This is a genomic window from Lacinutrix sp. WUR7 (assembly GCF_016864015.1).
Taxonomy (GTDB): Bacteria; Bacteroidota; Bacteroidia; order Flavobacteriales; family Flavobacteriaceae; genus Oceanihabitans.
Genome location: NZ_CP045067.1, coordinates 559305 through 582181, shown reverse-complemented (window position 1 = coordinate 582181; position 22877 = coordinate 559305). Strand labels below are relative to the sequence as shown.

Here is a 22877-nt window from a genome sequence, read left to right as displayed (position 1 = left end):
ATGATATTAGCAGCAAGCACATTAGGAACCATAATAGCAACCGTAGCAGCTTTTTTACTAGTAACTTTAGTATTAGTATCTCTGTTGTTATTTGTAAAGCAGAAATTATCTCCATCGGGTCCTGTAAAAATTACCATTAATGGAGAGCGTGAAATTGAAGTAAGTTCTGGAGACAGTTTACTATCAACTTTAGGAGCACAAAAAATATTCTTACCATCAGCATGTGGTGGAGGTGGAACATGTATACAATGTGAATGTCACGTACTTTCTGGTGGTGGTGAAGCATTACCTACAGAAACACCTCATTTTTCTAGAAAAGAATTAGCAGATGGTGCACGTTTATCTTGTCAGGTAAAAGTGAAACAAGATATGGAAATTACAATTCCAGAAGAAGTTTTCGGAATTAAAAAATGGGAAGCAACGGTAGTTTCAAACTATAACGTAGCAACATTTATTAAAGAATTTGTAGTGGAAATCCCTGAAGATATGAACTACAAAGCTGGAGGATATATTCAAATTGAAATCCCTAGTTGTGAAATAAAATATGCAGACATGGATGTTACTGCACATCCGCAAGATCACCCAGGAGAGCCAGACAAATTTAAACCAGATTGGGAAAAGTTTGGTTTATGGCCTTTAGTTATGAAAAATAACGAACTTGTGGAAAGAGCATATTCTATGGCTTCTTATCCTGCAGAAGGTAGAAAAATTATGTTGAATGTACGTGTTGCAACACCTCCTTTCGATCGCGCCAAAGGTGGATGGATGGATGTAAATCCAGGTGTAGCATCTTCTTATATTTTCAATCAAAAAGTTGGGGATAAAGTAACGATCTCTGGACCTTATGGTGAATTCTTTATTAATGAATCCGATGCAGAAATGTTATATGTTGGTGGTGGAGCAGGAATGGCACCTATGCGTTCTCATTTATACCAACTGTTTAGAACCATTAAAACAGGGAGAAAAGTAACATATTGGTATGGAGGACGTTCTAAAGCAGAATTATTCTACATCCATTACTTTAGAGCATTAGAAAAAGATTTCCCGAACTTTAAATTCTTTATTGCATTATCAGATCCTACGGAAGCAGATAACTGGCAACTTAAAAAGGATATTAATGATGAAAATGGAGATGGATTTACAGGGTTTATACATCAAGTAGTTATCGACCAATATTTATCGAAACATGAGTCTCCAGAAGATATCGAATTATATTTCTGTGGACCACCATTAATGAATCAAGCGGTTCAAAAAATGGGAGAGGATTTCGGAATAGATGATGAGAATATCCGTTTTGATGACTTTGGAGGATAGACACTTCTAGTTATACTGAACTAGTTTCAGTATCTTATTATAAAAAAAACCCAACACTTTCGTGTTGGTTTTTTTTGTTTTACAACTCTAATATAATTGAATTAAATTTGAACTTGTTTAATGCGAAAGTGTTGCTTTTTTTATAGTTAATTCTCATTTTAAGTCCTTTTAAATGTTAATTTTTAGCATATTGATGAAAATTGTTAAAAAAAAACTAATAGTTTTCATTATCTTGTAGTCTTAATTAATTAATTAATGCAAAATGAAGAAAGGTTACTTTAAAAAAGGATGGTTTTATTTTATGTTTTTAGCAGTTTTGGGCCTTCAGGCACAAACTAAATCTGTTCAAAATCAAAGAGTAAATGCAAATGAAAGGTTACAATTAAATGATGAAAATCAAAGATTTTTTGATGAACATGGCGTTGTACGTTGTGCTACTGTTGAAGCACATGAATTAAGAATGCAGAATAATCCAGCAGTCAAATCTATGGATGCATTTGAAAATTGGATGGCACCTCTTGTAGAAGCTAAAAAAGCTAGAATGATACAAGATGCTATTAGTGGATCTGCAAATAGAGTTGTGTATAATATTCCTATTATATTTCATGTAATTACAGGTGCAGCAGGAGATGCTTATGATATTGATGCTGTATATATAAATGCACAAATAGATCAACTTAATATTGACTTTAATAATATGGCAGGAAGTACGCATCCTGCAGCTTATTCAGCAGATATTAATTTTATACCAGCGCAAGTAGATCCAAGTGGGAACCCACTTGCAGAACCAGGAATTCATAGAGTATATGGATATTCTGGAGCACAGTCTACAGGTACTATGGATGGCGGCGTTAAACAAGCTACAATTTGGGATCGTTCAAAATACGCAAATATCTGGACAGCTAACCTTTCTGGCGGATTATTAGGATACGCACAGTTTCCTTCTAATTCTACGCTACCTGGTTTAGATACAGATGGAGGTTCTGTGCAAACAGATGGAGTGGTGTGTTTATATTCAACTATTGGTTCTGTTGCTACACCATACCCTGGTGGGGCTCCTTATAATTTAGGACGTACTTTAACTCATGAGGTTGGTCACTGGATTGGTTTACGCCATATCTGGGGAGATACATCTTCTTGTTCAAATGATGATTATTGTGCAGATACACCAGATGCTTCTGGATCTAATGGTGGATGTCCAACAGTAGATAGTTGTCCTGCAGATGGATTAGGAAATGATATGGTGGAAAACTATATGGATTACACGAATGATGCTTGTATGGATATCTTTACTTTTGATCAAGTTGCTCGTATAATGACTGTAATAGAAAATGCAGATGATTTTGATTTACTTGTCGCATCTACTGCTGGTAATAGTTCTCCAGTTATAGCTTTTGCAACACCAGATGTAACTCAATTAGAAGGCACAAGTTGTACTACTAGAGATATAGATATTGCTGTTAATATTGGTTTAGAAGCTTCTGCTAATGCAACAGTTACTTTTTCTGCTTCCGGTTCTGCAACAAATATGGTGGATTTTGAAATAGTAACGCCTACTGTAACTTTTGCTGCTGGTGTTTTAGATAGTCAAACTTTAACTATTAGAGTTTATGAAGATGGTTTTAATGAAGGTGATGAAGATATTGTTGTAAATATGACATTAAATGCTAATGGAGGTGACGCCGAATTAGCAACAAATGGAAATGAAACGTTAACATTAACCTTAACAGATGATGATATTGTTCCAGGTGGTACTTTCCTAGAAACTGTGTTTAGTGATGGATTTGAAACCTATGCCGATTTTGAAATTGGTAATATAGGAGATTGGACAATGCTAGATGGAGATGGTGACCCTACTTATAATTCCGATAATTTTGATTTTACTAATGAAGGATATACGGGTACATTCATTGTATATAATGCAAGTGCAACAACGCCATCTTCTGTTGGTTCTGGTTGGGATCCACATAATGGAGATAAAGCATATTACTGCTTTAATGAATCTGCAACTCCTTGGGAAAATGACGATTATATCTTTACTCCTTTAATTTCATTAAATGGTACAGGAAGTGAATTAAAATATTGGGCTAAAGGTTTAACAGATAACTATAATGGAGGAGAACGTTATCAAGTTGGAGTTTCAACTACAGATACCAACCCTACTAGTTTTACTTATTTAACAGCTGATCCTTATGCACAGCCTTCATTAGACTGGGCGGAATATACTTTAGATTTGTCTGCTTATGATGGACAAGATGTTTATTTAACTTTCCATGTGGTTTCTTCAGATGAGTTTGTGTTTATGTTAGATGATGTTTCTGTTACTACAAATGCTACAACAGCAGTGCAAATAGATGTGAATACAGCTTCTTCTGCACAAATGAACATTAACGGAACGGGAACTGTTTATGCTTATGATAGCGCTTCAGACAATATTATAGCGAAAATAGATAATAATGATACATTCGACTATGGATGTACAGATATTTCTGTAATGAGAGCTGGTACTGGAGCTCAAATTTTAGAAAGCGCAACTTCCTCAAATTTTGTTGCAGATAAAGCATATAAAGTGACAACAGAAAATGCTAATGTTTCTGGAGATGTGACGAATACGTTTTATTTTACCCAAGATGAAATATTAGGATGGGAATCTGCTACAGGTAGAGATCGTTCCGATGTAGTCATCTTTAGAGAAGTAGATGGAGATTTTATAGAATCTGTTGCAGCTGTAATAGGAAGTTATGGAAGTGATATTACTTTAGAAGGAACTTTCACAGGAGCAAATGGAAATTATTATTTTGGTCCTTCAGAAGCTTTAAGTATTGGTGAAAATAGTTTTGAAACATTTGCTTTATATCCTAACCCATCTAATGGTGAAATTAACGTTAAGTTAAGTACAAGTCAAAATGTTAATGTGACATTATATGATGTTAGAGGAAGAAAAGTTTTTGCTAATAGTTATAATAATAGTAATGCAACTTTTAACAAATCCATTAATTTAGAAACCGTTTCAGCTGGATTATATTTAATACAGTTTGAAAGTGGAAGCAAGAAAACAACTAAAAAATTAGTGATTAAATAACTAGTTCGTTTTTATATAAAATCAAGGCTGTCTTAATCGACAGCCTTTTTTATTTTAAAGCGTAATTGTATTACTTTTGTATCATGAGTAAACCACTTTCAAAACAAGAATTACATAACTTAGCGATGAACCATGTTGGTAAAGATTTAGAACAGCGTGGTTTTGAATTTGTAGCTATAAATAGTAAGCTAACAAAACATCCGCAATTTGTCTGTATAGATAAAAATAGCCAATACTTTTTTGTAATCGTTCGCGCAGTATTACTTCCTGAAAACCCAAATAATTATGATGTAATTTGGATGGAATCCTTTAAAAAACATGCTACCGAAAAAGATGCTAAAGTATTATATGCCGGTGTTGGTCTTGGGAATCCTAATGGCGAAGAATTGCCAGTATATTTAAATCAAGAATATCTAATTGAATATAATGGTATTCAAGTAATGGAAACAAATTTAAATTGATTTTAAAATGAAGAAATATCTAGGTCTACTTTTAATCGCAACAGTATTTTTTGCTTGTAAGCAAGAGCCTATAAATACGAAGCTTTCTGGTGCTGTTTTCGGAACCAGTTATTCCATAATTTATGATGCGGAAACCAATTACCAAAAGCAAATAGATAGTTTGTATTATGTGATTAATAAATCGATGTCTACCTATCAAACCAATTCCGATATTTCTAAGTTAAATAGAAACGAAAGCAATTCCGTAGATACACATTTTGAAAAAGTATTAGCAACTTCCAAACAAATTTATAAGGAAACCGAAGGTGTTTTCGACCCTACTATTGGAACTATTGTAAACGCTTTAGGATTTGGTCCAGAAAAGAGAATCGAACGTTTAGATAGTCTTAAAATTGATAGCTTAATGCAATTTGTAGGATTAGATAAAGTGCGTATTGCAGATGGAACAGTCATTAAAAAACACAAAAATACATTTATCGATTTTAATGCCATTGCAAAAGGATATGGCGTAGATGTGATTGCAGATTTTTTGGAAAGTAAAAAAGTGAATAATTATTTAGTCGAAATTGGCGGTGAAATACGTTCTAAAGGAATTAATATAGAAAGAAATTCTGCATGGACCGTTGGTATAGACAAACCTAATTTTGAAGGAACGCAATCAGTTTTAGAAGCAATTTCATTGCATGAAGCAGCAATGGCAACTTCAGGAACCTATAGAAAGTTTAAAATAGATGAAAACGGAAATCGCTATGCACATATTTTAGATGCTAAAACAGGATATCCAAGTAAATCAAACATCTTAAGTGTTTCTGTAATTACTTCCAATTGCATGACAGCTGATGCTTATGCAACCGCATTTCAAGCGATGGGAATTGACAAAACGAAGCACTTCTTAAAAAGACATCCAGAATTAAAAGCCTTTATTATTTTTGAAAATAATAAGCAAGAGCTAGAAACCTTAAACCTCAACGGATTTCCAGAAGCATAATTTAGTCTGTTAAAAGCTCAAAACCGCATTTCAGCAAATGAAAAGGTGGTGCTTCTAATATTTTTTTCATTTTTACAATATATCCAACATAAATGAAAAGAATACTACCACTGCTTATAGCATTATTTGTTTTTCAATGGAGTTTTTCACAACAAGAGAAACAAATTGATAGCGTAGAAACACTATTGTTTGCCATTAATAATGATAGTTTAAAACTAGAGAAATTAAAAGAAGTAACAAAGACGTATAGAAGTGCAAATTCTGAGATTCATTTACATTTCATAAAAATATATTTACAAGCAAGCGAAGCTTCCAACAGTACTATAAATAAAGCAAGAGCATTAAGAGAACTATCTGAATATTATAGCGATGTAAAAAAGCTCGATTCGGCGTTGTTAAATTTTGATCAAGCAATTGCGCTGTATAGGTCCATTAACGACGACTATGGAGTTGCTATTATTAAAAATAGCAAGGCCATGGTGCTTCAAGAAAAAGGAGATTATACCAATGCGTTAAAAACTTTTAAGGAAGTCGTTGCATATCTAGAAAAAGATGAAGACAAATATACAAATGCGTTGTGGCTTAAAATGAATATTGGCGCATTATATGCTGAAATTAATGAATTTGATAAAGCTATAGACTATTATCTGGAAGTTTATAACGACCCAAAAGCACAAGAAAATAATAGTATAATAGGTAGAATATGTATTAATTTAACAAATAGCTACAGGCAAAAAAAGGAATTTAAAAAAGCATTATCCTTTGCTTTAGAAGCTGAGAAAAAGGTAACACGACCTAGAAGTCTAGCGGGGTTAAAATCTAGTTTAGGAGCATTGTATTCTTATATGGATAACAATGAGAAAGCACATAATTATTACCTACAAGCATTAGATTTATATACTTCGTTAAGTCTTAAAAGTAAAGTTATAGATATGAATCATAATATTGCTTACAACTTTTTACGTTGGGAAAAATATGAGGATGCTGAGCGTTATTTTTTAAAGGCTCATGATAGCATGAAAAAAAACGATAATATTAATTCCCTTAAAAAAAGTTTTAAAGGACTCTATGAATTGTATTATGCAAAAAAAGATTACAAAAAAGCGTTTGATTATTATAATAAACACCAAAATATAAAGGACTCTATTCATGGTATAGAAAAGCTTAATGCTATTGCGGATATTGAAATAAAATACGAAACCGAAAAAACAAAACGCGAAAAAGAAAAAGCAGAACAGCAAGTGGTTATTTCAAAACTAGAAAGTCAGAAAAATAGAAACTTGTTTCTAGGGGTTTTAGTTATTGCAGGCTTAATATTGCTAGCATCGGTATTTTACTTTAGTCGATTGAAAGCAAAAAAGAAAGCCGAATTAGTAACCATAGAACTTAAGGAAACACAGAAACGTTTAGCCATTGAAAAGCAATATAGAGATTCCGAATTAAAAGCATTGAAAGCACAAATGAATCCGCATTTTATATTTAATGCCTTAAACTCTATTCAGGATTATATTGTTTTAAATAAGAAAAATCTAGCCAGTGATTACTTAGGGAAATTTGCCGATTTAATTCGTAATTATCTTCATTTTAGCGATACTGGATTTATTTCCATTCCAGAGGAAGTTCATAATTTAAACCTCTATTTGCAATTAGAAAAATTACGTTTCGAAGAAAAACTAGAATATGTTTTTGAAGTAGATGAAGCAGCTAATTTAGATGAGATACATATTCCAACCATGCTAATTCAACCGTATGTAGAAAATGCTTTAAAACATGGTTTATTGCATAAAAAAGATAATAGAAAACTGAAGATTTCCATAGGGAAGCCTATTAATAAAACTATAGAATGTAGTATTGAAGATAATGGAATAGGAAGAGAAAAGTCTAAAGAAATTACTAGTAAAAGAGAATCACATCACAAATCTTTTGCCTTAAAAGCAACGACAGAGCGTTTAGATTTATTAAATTATGGTCGTGAAAAAAAGATAGGCGTTGCTATTATCGACTTGTACGAAAATAATCATGCTACTGGAACAAAAGTTATTTTAAAAATACCAATTCTAAAACAATAGTTTGGAACACGTTAGAGTAAATTTTGAATTAAAACTAGAGCGTTCCTAACTATTACATTTTACTTATTAAAACAATAAAGATACCCAATGAAGGCACTTATAATTGATGACGAAAAAAAAGCAAGGCAAGTTCTACGTATTTTAGTAGAAGAAAATTGTCCGAAAATTACAGAAATTTTTGAAGCAGAAGATTTGCTTTCTGGAGTAGCACTTATAAAAAAAGAACAACCAAGTATTGTTTTTTTAGACATAGAAATGCCTGAACATTCTGGTTTAGAGATTTTAAATTTCATTGAAAAAGAAGTACATAATTTTGAGGTTATTTTCACAACAGCATATAGTGAATATGCCATACAAGCTTTTCAACTTTCTGCAATAGATTATTTATTAAAACCCGTAAGACCAAGTCAGGTAAAAGCAGCAGTAGATAAAGCAGTTGCCTTTTTGGGTAATACTCAAATCAATAAACGCCTAACAGAATTGAAAGCGAGCTTGCAAGATTCCAACTTTAAAAAAATAGGATTGCCAAATGCAGATGGGATTAAGTTTGTTAATTTTACAGATATTATTATGCTAGAAGCAGATGGAATGTACACCAATGTTTCTACGGTTACTTATGGTAGCATTTTGGTAAGTAAGCCATTGAAATTTTTTGTAGATATTCTTCAGGAACTAAAGACATTCTATCGTCCACACCGTTCCCACCTTATAAATCTTTCCTATATCAAAGAATATATTAAAAAAGAAGGTGGATATATTGTCATGGAAAATGATAAAACCGTATCTATTTCTAATGATAAAAAAGAAGAATTCTTGACCATTGTTCAGAATATAGGGTAGCCTTTTTTATTCCTTAATAACGATTCTATAATAGAAATATTTTTTTAAGAGTTAGATATATACTTTTAAAGTATATTTTATTGTAGCTTTATCTACAATTCCTAGATCTTGAATAAAAACCTACTTTTTATATTCTTTCTGTTGTTTTTCCGCATAACCTATGCGCAAGAGCCTGTGTCTATTCATATTACTGAAAAAGATGGGTTACCAGATATTGAATTCTATGGTATTTTAGAAGATCCTAAAGGTTTTATTTGGCTCGCTTCCGATAGTGGTTTGTATCGATATGATGGTATAACCTATACACAATATTCCAATCCAGAAAAACGAGGCTTGTCGGTTTTTGGACTTTTTGAAGATGCGCAAGGACGCGTTTGGTGTACCAATATTTCAGGACAATTCTTTTATGTTGAAAATAATCAACTAGTTACTTTTATAGATTTAAAAGAAGAATTAAAAGGGCAGCTTGCAAATTTTGAAGTGAATAATAATAAGGTTTTAATCACTACTAATAGGGCTTTTTATGTTGTTGATTTATTGTCCAAGAAGATTCTTTTAAAACAGATAATTGACGAAGGAGGAAATCAATTGTTATCCTTAAAAGACGCATATCTAATTATGAGTTTTAAGACCATTAAAATCTTAGATAAAGACCTAAAAGAGACCCGTGATTTTTTGTTTAATGTTAATTATAGAGATGCTAACGGACTATCTACAGCACAAGGACAAACGTATGTGTTTGAATTAAACGGTACTTTATTTTTTTCACAACAGTTTCATTTTAAAAATACATTTAGAAGTATAAACCTAAAAGCAGGCACTACTACCTTAATTAAAGGATTAGAACTTTTAACAGATCTAAGAATTATTTCTATAAAAGTAATTCATAATGATTTATGGGTTTTAACCAATAAAGGAATTTTTATTTATGAAAATGATAAAGAAGAATTCCAGCTAAAAAGACAAATTTTAAAAGAGGAAATAGTTACGGATGTTCTTATAGATAAAGATCATAATTATTGGGTAACCACACTTGCCAATGGTATTTATTTAATACCTAATATTGAAGTGGTAAAGCATATGTTGCCTGAAAAAAGCAACGATATCATGGCTATTAACAAAGTAAATGATTCCGTAGTCTTTTTTGGCTCTAAAGCGGGACAAGTAGGTTTCCTTAATGTAAATACTTCTGCTTACAAAACATCTTCTTTTTTAAATAATAAAGTATCTGCTATTCAATATAACCCAAAGCGAACACATAGTTATGTTAGTACAGATGATGGTTCTTATTTTGTAAATAATAACTCCTTGTTGGCAACAAGAAAAGGAGATTTTAAAGGTGTAAAAAGTTTTTCTCGTTTAGATGCAAATACAACATTGTTTGGAACGTACATAAGATTGTGTTTTTTAAATGAAGATTCTGAAATAGTAAAAATATATTCAAGAGATAAACGAGTGTATACTACACATGCTAGTTCTAGAAATAATACTGTTTTTATTGGTTTTGTAGATAATTTATTAGTGTTAGATGATGCTTTAAAAGCGACAACCATACAATATGAAGGTAAAGAAATTTCGGCTATCTCTATTACAGAAACTGCAGACGGCATCGTTTGGGTTGGTACCTTTAAAAATGGAATATTAGCGATACGAGATAATCAAGTTATTGCACGCTATTCTACAGAAAACGGGTTGCTTTCTAATCAAATTACATACTTAAAGGGAAATCAAAATTCTGTTTGGATAGCAACTCCAAATGGGCTGCAATTGTTTAATGCCGATTTGAAGACGTTTAAGAATTTAACAGAAACAGACGGTATATTGTCTTATAAAATATCTGGTATTGAAATTTTAAAGAATCAAGTGGTCTTGTCTTCAAATAAAGGTGTTTTTTCTTTTGATAAGGATAAAGTATTTAAAACCATTTCATTCCCAGAAATTTATTTTACCGACATAAAAATCAATGAAAAATCAGTAGAGCTAACAACCGATTATGATTTAGATTATAATCAGAATGCGATACAATTTGGTTTTAATGTGAATGGTATTCTATATAATAAAAATAAAACCTATCAATACCGTTTGTTAGGATATAATGAAAATTGGATTACTACAGATTTAGACATAAATAGCATAAAATATAGTAGTTTGCCTGCAGGTAAATATACGTTTCAAGTACGTCCTACAAATGATAAAGAGGTTAGTGATAATGGAATTAAAAGTATTAAACTACATATAAAATTACCCTTTTGGAAAAAATGGTGGTTTATTTTGTTCTATAGTTTATCCATAATAAGTCTTATTGTTTTTTACTATAAAAGGAAGTTGAAAAATAAAGAAAAGGCAAAACAATTAGAGATAAAACAACTCTCTTTAGATAACGAATTAATCGCTTTAAAATTAGAGAATTTGCGGTCACAAATGAATCCGCATTTTATCTTCAATGCACTTAATTCTATTCAAGATTATATTGTTTTAAATAAAAGTAGACTAGCAAGTGAGTATTTAGGGAAGTTTGCCGATTTAATTCGAACGTATTTAAGCCATAGTACAAGAGGAAAGATCACATTACAAGAAGAGATTAATTGCTTAGAAATGTATTTGGAATTAGAGAAACTACGTTTTGAGGATAAGCTAAGTTATGCAATTACTGCTACTGGAGATTTAAACCCTAATTTGGTATATATCCCAACCATGCTAATTCAGCCTTATGTAGAAAATGCTTTAAAACACGGATTGTTACACCGTAAAACAGATAGGAAACTAGAAATTAGTTTCCATATCCATCTAGCGACTAATACCATAAAATGTGTTATTATTGATAATGGTGTAGGACGCGAACAAGCCGATAAGATTAAAAATCGCGGACGTAAAAAGCATGCGTCTTTTGCTACCAAAGCAACACAAGATCGTTTAGCATTATTAAACTACGGAAAAGAAAAACAGGTAGGTGTCACTATTATTGATTTGTTTGATGGTGAAAATCCTATCGGAACACAAGTAGATGTTATCATTCCATTTACAATAGATTAAACGAGACTTTTTATTTTTAATACGTTTTAAAGTAATAAGGTTTCTGCAAACTTCACGAAAAGAACCCCAGACTAAACAGGACATAACTTCTCTTGTAAAAAGAATACCAAATAGTGTAAAATATTTTTGTTTAAACCTTGTAAGTAAGATGTTTATTAGGTTTTTTAGTTTAGAAGTTGAAAACGGTGTTTCAGAAATTGGTTTCATTTTTTCATAGACTTCACTTGTAGTTTTGTTTCATAAACTATAAACTTATTTATTATGAAAACACGCTTACTTTACTTATTACTATTTATAAGTAGCTATTCTTTCGCAGAATCTTCTATCTCCAATGTTATGGATGTTTACAGGGCTAATTGTTTGCCTGAAGATGTTTCTGTTTATAATATTGCGCCAAATGCTGCAGATGTGTCTTGGACCTCTTCTTCTACAGATACGACATTGCGATATGTGCAATTTGGGTTTCCTGTTTCCTTTGGAACAGATATCGCTAATATTTCTGGAAATACACAAACAATTACTGGATTAACTCCTAACACATCGTATGACGTATACTTGCAAGGAAACTGTAATGGTACTGCAACGGCTTGGACTTTAGCTACAAATTTCACCACATTAAGTGGAAGTGTTATTTATGTTAATCATGCAGCAACAGGTGCAGATGATGGAACCACTTGGAGTGATGCCTTTGCACATCTAGAAGATGCTTTGGCTATTGCTACTGGTAATGATCAGGTTTGGGTAGCACAAGGAACTTATATACCAACAACTACGAATGCAGATCCTAGAAAAGCAACATTTACAGTATTAAACGGAACGAAACTTTATGGTGGTTTTAATACTTCGGAAACTACGGTTTCACAAAGAGACGTGACTAATAATGTTACCATTTTAAGTGGAGATTTATTAGGAGATGATAATGATGTTATTACAGATGATGAAGCTACGAGACAAGATAATGCATATCATGTTTTAAGTATGAAAGGAGCGATTGCAAATGTAATTGTAGACGGGTTTACCATTTCGAGTGGAAATGCTAATGGTGGTTATTATGTTTGGGGATATGTGTATTCACAATATTCAGACAGAAGAGGAGCAGCTGTATTTCTAAATCCTGTGGTTACTTCAAACAATGTAACTGCCACCATTCAAAATTGTGTTTTAGAAAAAAACTCAGCAACATATGGTAGTGTTTTTGCTGGCTTTGGTCCAGTAAATGCAGCAACGCATAATAGATATTTTAGAGGTAATTTTACAAACTGTGTAATTACAAATAATTACTCTTTAAATTCGGGAGCCTTTGAATATCACGGATCTTCAGGGGAAGGTTATAATGCGTATGGTACTGTAACCAATAGTTTATTTTATAACAATACATCTTTAAATGGTGCATCTTGTTTGTCATTAGCAGCTAGTACTACAAATAGTGGAAATACTGGTGGTTTGAACGTTACTGTTGTAAATGCTACTTTTGCTAATAATGTTGGAGCTAATGGAAGTGTTGTTGAAATGGCACAAGCTTCGAACAGTAAAATAAGAAATTCTATTATTTATGATAATGGAAGTACAACTCCTTTCTCCATTACTACTTCTGGATCTGTAGTTTCTAATAGTATTGTAGAAGGTGGACAACAGGGAGCAACAAATGTCGATCCTTTATTTATTAATAGTGGTATTAACTTATTTCAATTAAATACTGGTTCGCCAGCAATTGACGCGGGAGATAATAGTTTTATTCCAAGTACCATATTAAATGATATTAGTGGTAGAACTCGTTTTATGAATACTACCGTAGATATGGGGGCTTATGAATATGGTAATTTAGATTGTTCAGGAATACCAACTAATATTGTTAGTTCGAATGAAACATTTACAACAGTAGATGTGTCATGGACCGCTGGAGGATTAGAAACGGTATGGGATATTAGTTACAATCCTACAGGAACATCCAATTTTGTGAATGTTTCTAATGTTAGCAATCCTTATACAATTACGGGATTAGATCCTAATACAATGTATGATATAATAGTTAGAGCTTCTTGTGTATCTTCTTCAGGAACATATTCAGCAACCGGAACTTTTCAAACGGTAAATCCAGTATTATTTGTGAATGGTGCTGCTACAGGATTAAATGATGGTTCCACATGGACGGATGCTTTTGTGAATTTAGAAGACGCTTTAGCAATAGCTACAATGGAAACACCAATATGGGTGGCGCAAGGATTATATAATCCTAGTACTACCAATGCAAACCCTAGAAAAGCAACATTTACCATTCCTGGAGATGTTAAAGTTTATGGTGGTTTTAATACAACAGAAACGCTAGTTTCAGAAAGAAACCCAAAAACAAATGTAACTATCTTAAGTGGCGATTTAAATGCAGATGATAATGCCAATATTATAGATACAGAAGCAACAAGACAAGATAATGCATACCACGTAATTTCTATTAGAGGGAATGCGCAAAATGTATTAGTAGATGGTTTTACTATAACTGGTGGTAATGCAAATGGCGCAACAGACAACAATTGTGCAACTCCAGATATTGATCAATCTTATGATTTAAGAGGAGGCGCAATTTATGCGAATCCATACCTTTATGGCGATAGCTTAACAGCTTCTATTAAAAATTCTATTTTAGAAAAAAATACAGGAACTAGTGTAGCCGTATATGCTGCTTTTTCTCCTTGCGGATTACAACATGTCACACACGATGTAGATTTTGAGTCTTGTATTATTAGAGAAAACTATTCTCAAGATTTACCAGTAATGATGTTTTCAGGTTCGCAACAGTATCAAATTTTTGCAAAAGGATCTGTTGTAAATAGTGTGTTTTATAATAATACATCACTAAATAGTTCTGCTTGTTTATTCTTGTCGGCTAGTACTTCAGGGAATGCTTCAGCTCTAGAGTTTGAATTAGTAAATTCTACACTATCTAATAACACAGGGTTTAATGAAAATGTAATTACTATGAATCAGGCATCGAACAGTACGGTTGAAAATAGTATTATATACGGAAATGGAGTAGGAACAGGTTTTCCAATAGCAATAACAACTTCGTTTTCTGTGGTAAATAATAGTATTGTGGAGTTAGGAATGATTGGAGGATCTGCTAGTGATCCTATGTTTGTGAATCCAACAAATAATAAATTCACATTAAGTGCAGGATCTGCAGCAATAAATACCGGAAGTAATGCTTCCTTACCAGCGCATATCGTTACAGATATAAATGGAAATAATAGAACCGTAGATACTACTGTAGATATGGGAGCTTATGAATATGATTTTACATTAGGAGTTAGTACTTTTCAGTTAAATGAAAATGAGATCAAAATCTACCCAAATCCAACATCTTCTGTTTTAAATATTAAAATGAAGAATAACCTAAAACAAGCAACAGTGTATTCTGTTTTAGGAGCCAAGGTTTTAGAAACTAAATCGTCTACTATAAATACATCTAATTTAAATACAGGAATGTATTTAATCACCATAGAAGACGAAAATGGAAGCGTTGCTACCAAGCGTTTTATTAAGCAGTAGTTTGTAGTTTTAATTATTGTTATAAATCCCGTAAGCCTTGTGTTTACGGGATTTTTTGGTTTAGAAATTGAAAGCGGTATTTCAGAAATTGGAACAATTTTTAAATGCATTTAGGAAGTAGTTTTGCTTCATAAATCATTAAAAAAAAGATATTATGAAAATACGATTATTACTATTAATTAGCTTATTCTCCACATTCAGTTATGCGCAAACTTTCGATTGGAGCTCCGTATCCTATTTTGGGACTAATTTTGTAAGACAGACTATTGGAAGCTTGCAAGCAACATGTACAAATTCTTCTAATACTGTAACGATACTAAATGCTGGCGGATATGCAGGGTCTAATGGGAACGCTATTATTTCTAGTGGAAATGTTACTTCTTTTACGGTTACATTTAGTGAAGCAATAGATGTGCAATCTATATTTGCCTTTGATGGAAATGCGGATACTGCTGCAGACTGGACATTCACACCAACAGGAGGAACAAACGCTAATGTTGTGCAAAATATAGCCATATCCACAGGAAGTACTGTACAGGTGAATTGGACAAATGTTACTAGTTTTACAATTACAAGTAGTAGTGGTACAGACCGATTTTCTATAGATGATATTGTATTCTCTATTCCTGCTGTATGTAATGTAAATATTCCCGATACTAATTTTAAAAATTATTTAGTTGCCAACACAGCCATAAATACCAATGGGGATACAGAAATACAATGTAGTGAAGCAAGTGCTTTTAGCGGAGCAATATATTGTAATAGTTTATCTATTTCAGATTTAACAGGTATTGAAGCTTTTACAGCTTTAACAAAATTATATTGTTACGATAACCAATTAACAAGTTTAGATGTTTCAAATAACACGGCTTTAACATATCTAACTTGCTACAGTAATCAAATTTCGAGTTTGGATCTTTCCAATCATACTGCATTGACTTATTTGAACTATTCAGATAACCAAATATCGAGTTTAGATCTTTCAAATAATACCGCTTTAATTTATTTGTTTTGTAACGATAATCAAATATCTAATTTGGATCTTTCTAATAATCCGAATGTAATAAAACTATCTTGTACTACTAATCAATTGACCAGTTTAAATCTTTCGGCTAACACTGCTTTGTCTGATTTAAATTGTTCCGTAAATCAATTAACAAATTTAGACCTCTCGGCAAACACTGCTTTAACAAAAATGTATTGTGCAGACAATCAAATAACAAGTTTAGATCTTTCTGCGCACACCTTATTAGAACATTTGTTTTGTAATGATAACCTATTAACGAGTTTGAATGTTGCGAATACAAATAATGCAAATATGCTAAATATGTCTGCGCTTAATAATCCATATTTATCGTGTATAGAAGTAGACGATGTAAGTTATAGTGATACAAATTGGATAGATGTGGATGCTGTATCCAGTTTTAGTTTAGACTGTTCTGTGTGCACCGTAAATATACCAGACACAAATTTTAAAGCGTATTTAGTGGGCAATGCAGCAATAAATACCAATGGGGATACCCAAATTCAATGTAGTGAAGCAACCGCTTTTACAGGATTAATAAATGTTGCTTATCATACTGTTTCTAGTTTAGTAGGTATAGAAGCATTTGTAAATCTTACAGAATTATATTGTTCTAATAATGTTTTAACAAGTATAGATGTTTCTGCTAATACCGCTTTAACGCTTTTGCATTGTAATTCTAATTTGCTAACCAATTTAAATGTTTCGGCAAATACCCTGTTAACAGAACTTTATTGTAATGGAAATGATTTAACAAGTTTAGATGTTTCTGGTAATGCAGATTTGGTAACATTATGGTGTCCGTTTAATGATTTAACAAGTTTAAATGTAGCAAATGGTAATAATACTAATTTTACTGCTACTAAGCTTATTGCTACAGAAAACCAATACCTTAATTGTATTCAAGTAGATGATGCAGCATATAGTGATGCAAACTGGCCTGATAAAGATTCAGGAGCAAGTTATAGTGTAGATTGCAGTACATTAAGTGTAAACGATTTTTCACAGGACACTGTATCTTTGTACCCAAATCCAACCTCTTCTATTTTAAATATTAAAATGAAGAATAACCTAAAACAAGCAACAGTGTATTCTGTTTTAGGAGCCAAGGTTTTAGATACAAAATCAAAATCCCTAAATACAGCTAATTTAAAAAGCGGACTCTATTTAATTACCATTGAAGACGAAAACGGAAGCATTGCTACCAAGCGTTTTATCAAGCAGTAGTTAATGGTTTTAATTATTTTTATCAATCTCGTAAACGCTGTGTTTACGAGATTTTTTGGTTTAGAAGTTGAAAATTAGGTTTCAGAAATTCATACTGTTTTATAGATGCTTCGTGTTAGATATTTGTCCTGTTAAATATAAACACAAAAAATTATGAAAACGCGTTTACTTTATTTAATGTTACTTGTATGTAGCATATCATTTTCACAAATTTTACCTTCTGGACAATATGGTAAATTTGAATTTACTAACGGAAGTTTAACAAACACAGCCCTAAATGGCGGTCCAAATCTATCAGGCAATACCAATCCAACAATAGGGCCAGATAGAAACGGTGCTGCAAATGACGCATTAGTAGGTATGAGTACTTTAAATGGTCATACTCTAGGCGCTACAAACGTTAATAATATGACTTTAAGCTTTTGGATAAAAAGCAATAGTATTGCAACACAACAACGTATTCTTCAAATATATGGAACCGCTGGTGCCGGGTTTAGGTTTGAGTTGGACAATTCAAAATTATATTTAATCTCAAAAGTAGGGAATTCAACCTACGGAGTTCTTGCGGATTGGAACGCAGACGAAACTATTGCATTAACTAATGGGCAATGGCATAATATTATATTAAGAACTACACCAGTTAATTACAATACAGAATTAGAATTAGATGTTTTTGTAGATGGAATTTTACAAAACAATATTTCTGGATCTGCAGATCTAAATGGTACAGTAATAAATACTTTTTTGCATTCTGCACAAATGGTTTTAGATCCTACAGGAACCTATACAGGAGGTATAGATGATATTTATTTATATAAATCGGCACTTTCAGATACACAAATCACCAATTTAGCTAATTATTACCCAGCAACAAATTCACTAACTAAGTTTTATGTTAATGCTAATGCAACTGGTAGTAATGATGGCTCAACTTGGGCAAATGCTTATACAAATTTACAAAGTGCCGTTACAAATGCTACAGATGGCGATGAAATTTGGGTAGCTTCTGGAACATATAAACCAGCAGTTACCAATCGTTCTACATCTTTTGATGTAGTAGTTCCAAATTTAAGTATTTATGGTGGTTTTGCAGGAACAGAAACACAATTGTCTCAGCGTGTCTTGGGGAGTAACGAAACTATTTTAACTGGAGATTTAAATGGAGACGATGTTTTTGTAGACGACCATTTTGTGAATAGTTATACGCACTCCAGTAAAACCGATAATAGTTATAGTATTTTAAATATAACAAGTTTAGGCGAAAACTTAGTGCTAGACGGCTTAACGATTTCTAATACGCATAATCATACATCTACAAGAATTGGTGCTATTTTTAAAGAAAAAACAATATCCAATTTAACCGTTAAAGACTGTACGATTAAAAATAATATTTCTAAAACTGGAGCAGCTGGTATATTAGCCGAATTCGAGTTAAACAATACTTCCGGAACAACAGGGGATTTAATAATAGAAAACAGTAAATTTATTAACAATATGTCAATTTTTGGTGCTGGTATGTATGTATATCTAGGAGATAATACCAATGTGGATGTAAGAGTTGAAAATAGCTTATTCGATAATAATATTGCAGGAAACTTCTCGGGTGATGGGTTAAGTGGAAGAGCTTCTTGGTTTATATCTATTGGTACAAATGCAAATATGGATTTAAAATTAATTAACAACACTTATGTTAATAATCTGGATAATTCTACCGGGAGTGGAATTAATATTAACAGTAGAGCAGTAGTTGCAATTAATAAAACAGCAGGAACTATAAATGCAGAAGTGGTTAATTGTATTTTTTGGAATAATTTTTATCCTGGATCAACAACTTCAGTAAAATCTATTACCAATACGTATAACGATGCGGTACAATCTTTAAATGTTAGAAACTCTATAGATCCATTAAATTTTAACGATGCTAGTATTACAAGTACTACGGCTACAAATACTGCAGATCCTTTGTTTGCAAGTTCTACAGACTTTACATTACAGTCAAATTCACCAGCTAAAGATGCAGGCGATAACACGTATGTAACAACAACTTCAGATTTGTTAGGAGGTCAACGTATTTTTAATTCTATTGTAGATATGGGAGCTTACGAATATGGTACTACATTAAGCACAAACCAATTCGATAGCATTAATAACGAAATAAAACTATATCCAAATCCAACAACATCGGTTTTAAATATTAAAATGAATAGCAACCTAAAAGGTGCAACGATCTATTCTGTTTTAGGTGCAAAAGTTTTAGAAACAAAATCGAATACGATAAATACATCTAATTTAAAAACTGGATTATATTTAATTATAATTGAAGCAGAAAACGGAAGCATTGCTACCAAACGATTTATCAAGCAGTAATTAATAGTTGAGTTATTGTTGAAAATCTCGTAAGTGTCATGCTTACGAGATTTTTTTGGTTTAGAAGTTGAAAATAAGGTTTCAGCAATTGATGTAGTTTTTAAATACGTTTACCAAGTAGTTTTGTCGCATAATCAATAAAAAATAATTATGAAAACAAAATTACTTTCCATTTTTGCATTTATTTCAATATTTGCAGTAACAAATGCACAAAATGTATCTATTCTGGATACAAATTTTAAAGCCATATTAGTAGCAAATACGAATATTAATACAAATAACGATGCAGAGATACAAGATACCGAGGCCGTTGCATATACAGGAACTATTAATGTTTCCGGTTCAAGTATTCAAGACTTAACAGGACTTGAAGCTTTTACAGAGATTGTAGGTTTGCAAGCTTTTGGAAATCCTTCGCTTACAAGTATTGATGTTTCTCAAAACACAAAACTGACACAGTTATTAGTAGAGCAGACTGGTATTTCTGGTATTTTAGATTTAAGTATGCTTACCGATTTAGTCGATTTTAAAGGACATACAACATCCATAACAGCTATTAATATGGCAAATGGTAATAATAGTAATGTAACTCGTTTTAATGTTGTAAGTAGTACTGTAGATTGCGTGCAAATAGATTCTGGATTTACACCTAACTCTAATTGGGGTGCACCATCTAATGCTAGTTTTTTGGAAGATTGTCCTACTATTTTAAGTGTTCATGAGTTTCAAGTAAAGAAAGTGTCTTTATATCCAAACCCAACAACTTCGGTTCTACATATAGAAATGAATAGTAATATAAAAAGCGCAGCAATCTATTCTGTTTTAGGAGTAAAAGTTTTAGAAACAACATCCAAAAAAATAGTGACTTCCGAATTAAGAAATGGTGTGTATATTATTATAATTAAAGATGAAGAAGGAAGCGTTGCAACCAAACGATTCATCAAACAGTAGTATATCGTTAAGTTTTATTTAGAAATCCCGTAAGTGCGAGGCTTATGGGTTTTTTCTGGTTTAGAAGTTGAAAACAAGATTTCAGAAAGTAGAAGCATTACTTAATCGTTTTTAATAACATATTTGCAGCAGTAAATTTAAAACAATTCAACATGAAAACAATAATTATCGCATTAAGTGCATTCGTATTACTTTCTTTTTCAGAAGAAAAACAAATTGTAAAAGCATCCCAAAATATGGAGATTTCTATTGCAAGTAGTTTCTCATTAGTTAATGATACTAAAGAAAAAGTGAGCATTTATACAGGAACAGGTTTTGTTTCTTTAAACAAAGGCTCTAAAACCAGTATTACTTGTAATACAGGGAAAGAAGTACGTTGGGCAAATAAAGGGAGAAAAGGAGACGTTATTTTTAAAATTACAAGTGATATGTGTGGGAAAACGATTAAGCTTTCCAAAGTCATGGACTAACTAAAAAGTCGATAAAAAATATTAAAATATTAAAGACGCTATTAATCAGTTTTTATTAAAAGTTGGGCTACTGAGGTAGCTCAGCTTTTTTTTCATTTAATATCTAAATTATGAGTTTTTTAAAACAAAAAAAGTTAGAGTTTTTTTTAATAGCTCTTTATACTGCGATTGCAATTGTGATATATGTAATCTAATTTCTTGCTTAAAAGAAATGAATCAATAATAAAAACCAACCCGAAACTAAAAGCAAACCACCAATAGGTGTAATTGGTCCTAAAAAACGAAGCTTTTTTCCTTTGGCATCCGACAAAACCAACCCGTAAATACTAAAAGAAAATAACAGAATTCCTATAGTAAAACACCAGTAAATTGCTGCCGTTGTAAAGTTCGGTTGTAAGCCTAAAGCTAATAATACAATAGCGTGATACATCTGGTATTTCACGCCAACTTCAAAACTTTGTAATTGGTCTGTAGATAAAATTTTCTTCAAAGCATGGGCTCCAAAAGCACCAAAAATTACAGAGAGCGTACCAAAAGAGGCCGCAGTTACTATTATAATTTGCTGAGTCATTAAAATGAATTTTAGTAAAATGTTTTATTTATAAACCACAGGGATAATTTCTCCTTTAGCTAGGTAGTAAATTCCTGCGTAGGCAGGAATCTCAAAGATAATTATATATTAAGATATAACTTTAAAAAAGGTCTTTTTGATAGCGTTTTTTTAGTGTTTAAGTATGGTTATTTATAAACCACAGGGATAATTTCTCCTTTAGCTAAACAATATTTTTCAATTTCCCCTTCGGAAAGCGTTGCGGTATAATCGACTTCATTAACCATAAAACCAATCTCTCTAAGTTTATTGAAATAATCGTAACCATACACACGAACATGATCATATTGTCCGAATATTTTTGCGCGTTCTTTTTTATCTGTAATAGAATTGTCTTCAAAAGTAGTATGTCTACTTAGGTCTTGCGGTATTTGAAAAATTCCATAACCACCAGGTTTCATCACACGAAATAATTCTTGCATTGCTTTCGTGTCGTCAGGAATATGTTCTAAAACATGATTGCATAAAATAATATCATAACTATTGTCTTCAAACGGAAGATTGCAAATGTCCGCCTTTACATCAGCAATAGGAGAAAGTAAATCTGTAGTGGTGTACTTCAGGTTTTTCAGCGCTCTAAAACGATCTAAAAAGCATTGTTCTGGTGCAAAATGAAGTACGCTTTTTTCCGCAGTAAAGAAATTGGTTTCATTTTTTAAATACAACCACAATAATCGATGACGCTCTAAACTTAAAGTAGAAGGAGATAGTACGTTATTGCGTTGTTTGCCATACCCATAAGGTAAAAAGGTTTTAAAGCTTTTACCATCAATAGGATCTGTAAATGTGTTTCCTTTTAAAAAGAATGCTAAAATAGGACGTGCTATGTAGCTTAGCCTAATTAGCAAAGGTCTTGGGATAATATTTAAAATTATTTTGAAGATTTTTTTCATATGGT

At 31.9% G+C, this 22877-nt stretch carries 14 protein-coding genes; 12 read left to right on the top strand and 2 right to left on the bottom strand.

What is annotated here, in order from left to right:
* From nqrF to FG167_RS02490, 12 genes are all read left to right on the top strand, one after another.
* Positions 1 to 1314: an NADH:ubiquinone reductase (Na(+)-transporting) subunit F gene (gene nqrF / locus FG167_RS02545; protein ID WP_203459896.1), complete on the top strand. Its 1314-nt coding sequence runs from the start codon at positions 1 to 3 to the stop codon at positions 1312 to 1314.
* A gap of 262 nt (positions 1315 to 1576) precedes the next feature.
* Entirely contained in the window at positions 1577 to 4396 is a 2820-nt protein-coding gene (locus FG167_RS02540; RefSeq protein ID WP_203459895.1) for a T9SS-dependent choice-of-anchor J family protein, read from the top strand.
* A gap of 83 nt (positions 4397 to 4479) precedes the next feature.
* Positions 4480 to 4857 (top strand): Na(+)-translocating NADH-quinone reductase subunit F, encoded by a 378-nt coding sequence (locus FG167_RS02535; RefSeq protein WP_203459894.1) that lies wholly within the window; start codon positions 4480 to 4482, stop codon positions 4855 to 4857.
* A gap of 7 nt (positions 4858 to 4864) precedes the next feature.
* Positions 4865 to 5845, top strand: coding sequence for an FAD:protein FMN transferase (locus tag FG167_RS02530; RefSeq protein ID WP_203459893.1), 981 nt, complete (start codon positions 4865 to 4867; stop codon positions 5843 to 5845).
* A 92-nt stretch (positions 5846 to 5937) separates the two neighbouring features.
* On the top strand, positions 5938 to 7914 hold the full coding sequence (locus tag FG167_RS02525) for a tetratricopeptide repeat protein (protein WP_203459892.1): 1977 nt from the start codon (positions 5938 to 5940) through the stop codon (positions 7912 to 7914).
* A gap of 87 nt (positions 7915 to 8001) precedes the next feature.
* A complete protein-coding gene (locus FG167_RS02520; protein WP_203459891.1) occupies positions 8002 to 8754 on the top strand; it encodes a LytTR family DNA-binding domain-containing protein in 753 nt (250 codons plus the stop codon).
* A 108-nt stretch (positions 8755 to 8862) separates the two neighbouring features.
* A complete protein-coding gene (locus FG167_RS02515; protein WP_203459890.1) occupies positions 8863 to 11787 on the top strand; it encodes a histidine kinase in 2925 nt (974 codons plus the stop codon).
* Positions 11788 to 12048: 261 nt separating this feature from the next.
* Positions 12049 to 15330 carry a choice-of-anchor Q domain-containing protein gene (locus tag FG167_RS02510; RefSeq protein ID WP_203459889.1) on the top strand — a complete coding sequence of 1094 codons (3282 nt, stop codon included), beginning with the start codon at positions 12049 to 12051 and terminating at the stop codon, positions 15328 to 15330.
* 154 nt (positions 15331 to 15484) lie between these two features.
* On the top strand, positions 15485 to 17581 hold the full coding sequence (locus FG167_RS02505; RefSeq protein WP_203459888.1) for a T9SS type A sorting domain-containing protein: 2097 nt from the start codon (positions 15485 to 15487) through the stop codon (positions 17579 to 17581).
* Positions 17582 to 17734: 153 nt separating this feature from the next.
* A complete protein-coding gene (locus FG167_RS02500) occupies positions 17735 to 19948 on the top strand; it encodes a T9SS type A sorting domain-containing protein (protein ID WP_203459887.1) in 2214 nt (737 codons plus the stop codon).
* 150 nt (positions 19949 to 20098) lie between these two features.
* Positions 20099 to 20899 carry a T9SS type A sorting domain-containing protein gene (locus FG167_RS02495; RefSeq protein ID WP_203459886.1) on the top strand — a complete coding sequence of 267 codons (801 nt, stop codon included), beginning with the start codon at positions 20099 to 20101 and terminating at the stop codon, positions 20897 to 20899.
* Positions 20900 to 21051: 152 nt separating this feature from the next.
* The gene (locus tag FG167_RS02490; protein ID WP_203459885.1) at positions 21052 to 21369 is read left to right on the top strand and encodes a hypothetical protein; all 318 of its coding nucleotides are present in this window, start codon (positions 21052 to 21054) and stop codon (positions 21367 to 21369) included.
* Between the two features lie 202 nt (positions 21370 to 21571).
* Here the strand turns inward: FG167_RS02490 and FG167_RS02485 are convergent, their stop codons facing one another.
* Together FG167_RS02485 and FG167_RS02480 are read right to left on the bottom strand one after the other, a co-directional pair.
* Entirely contained in the window at positions 21572 to 21940 is a 369-nt protein-coding gene (locus FG167_RS02485) for a DUF423 domain-containing protein (protein ID WP_203459884.1), read from the bottom strand.
* Positions 21941 to 22107: 167 nt separating this feature from the next.
* Positions 22108 to 22872 (bottom strand): class I SAM-dependent methyltransferase, encoded by a 765-nt coding sequence (locus FG167_RS02480; RefSeq protein WP_203459883.1) that lies wholly within the window; start codon positions 22870 to 22872, stop codon positions 22108 to 22110.
* Positions 22873 to 22877 lie beyond the last annotated feature (5 nt).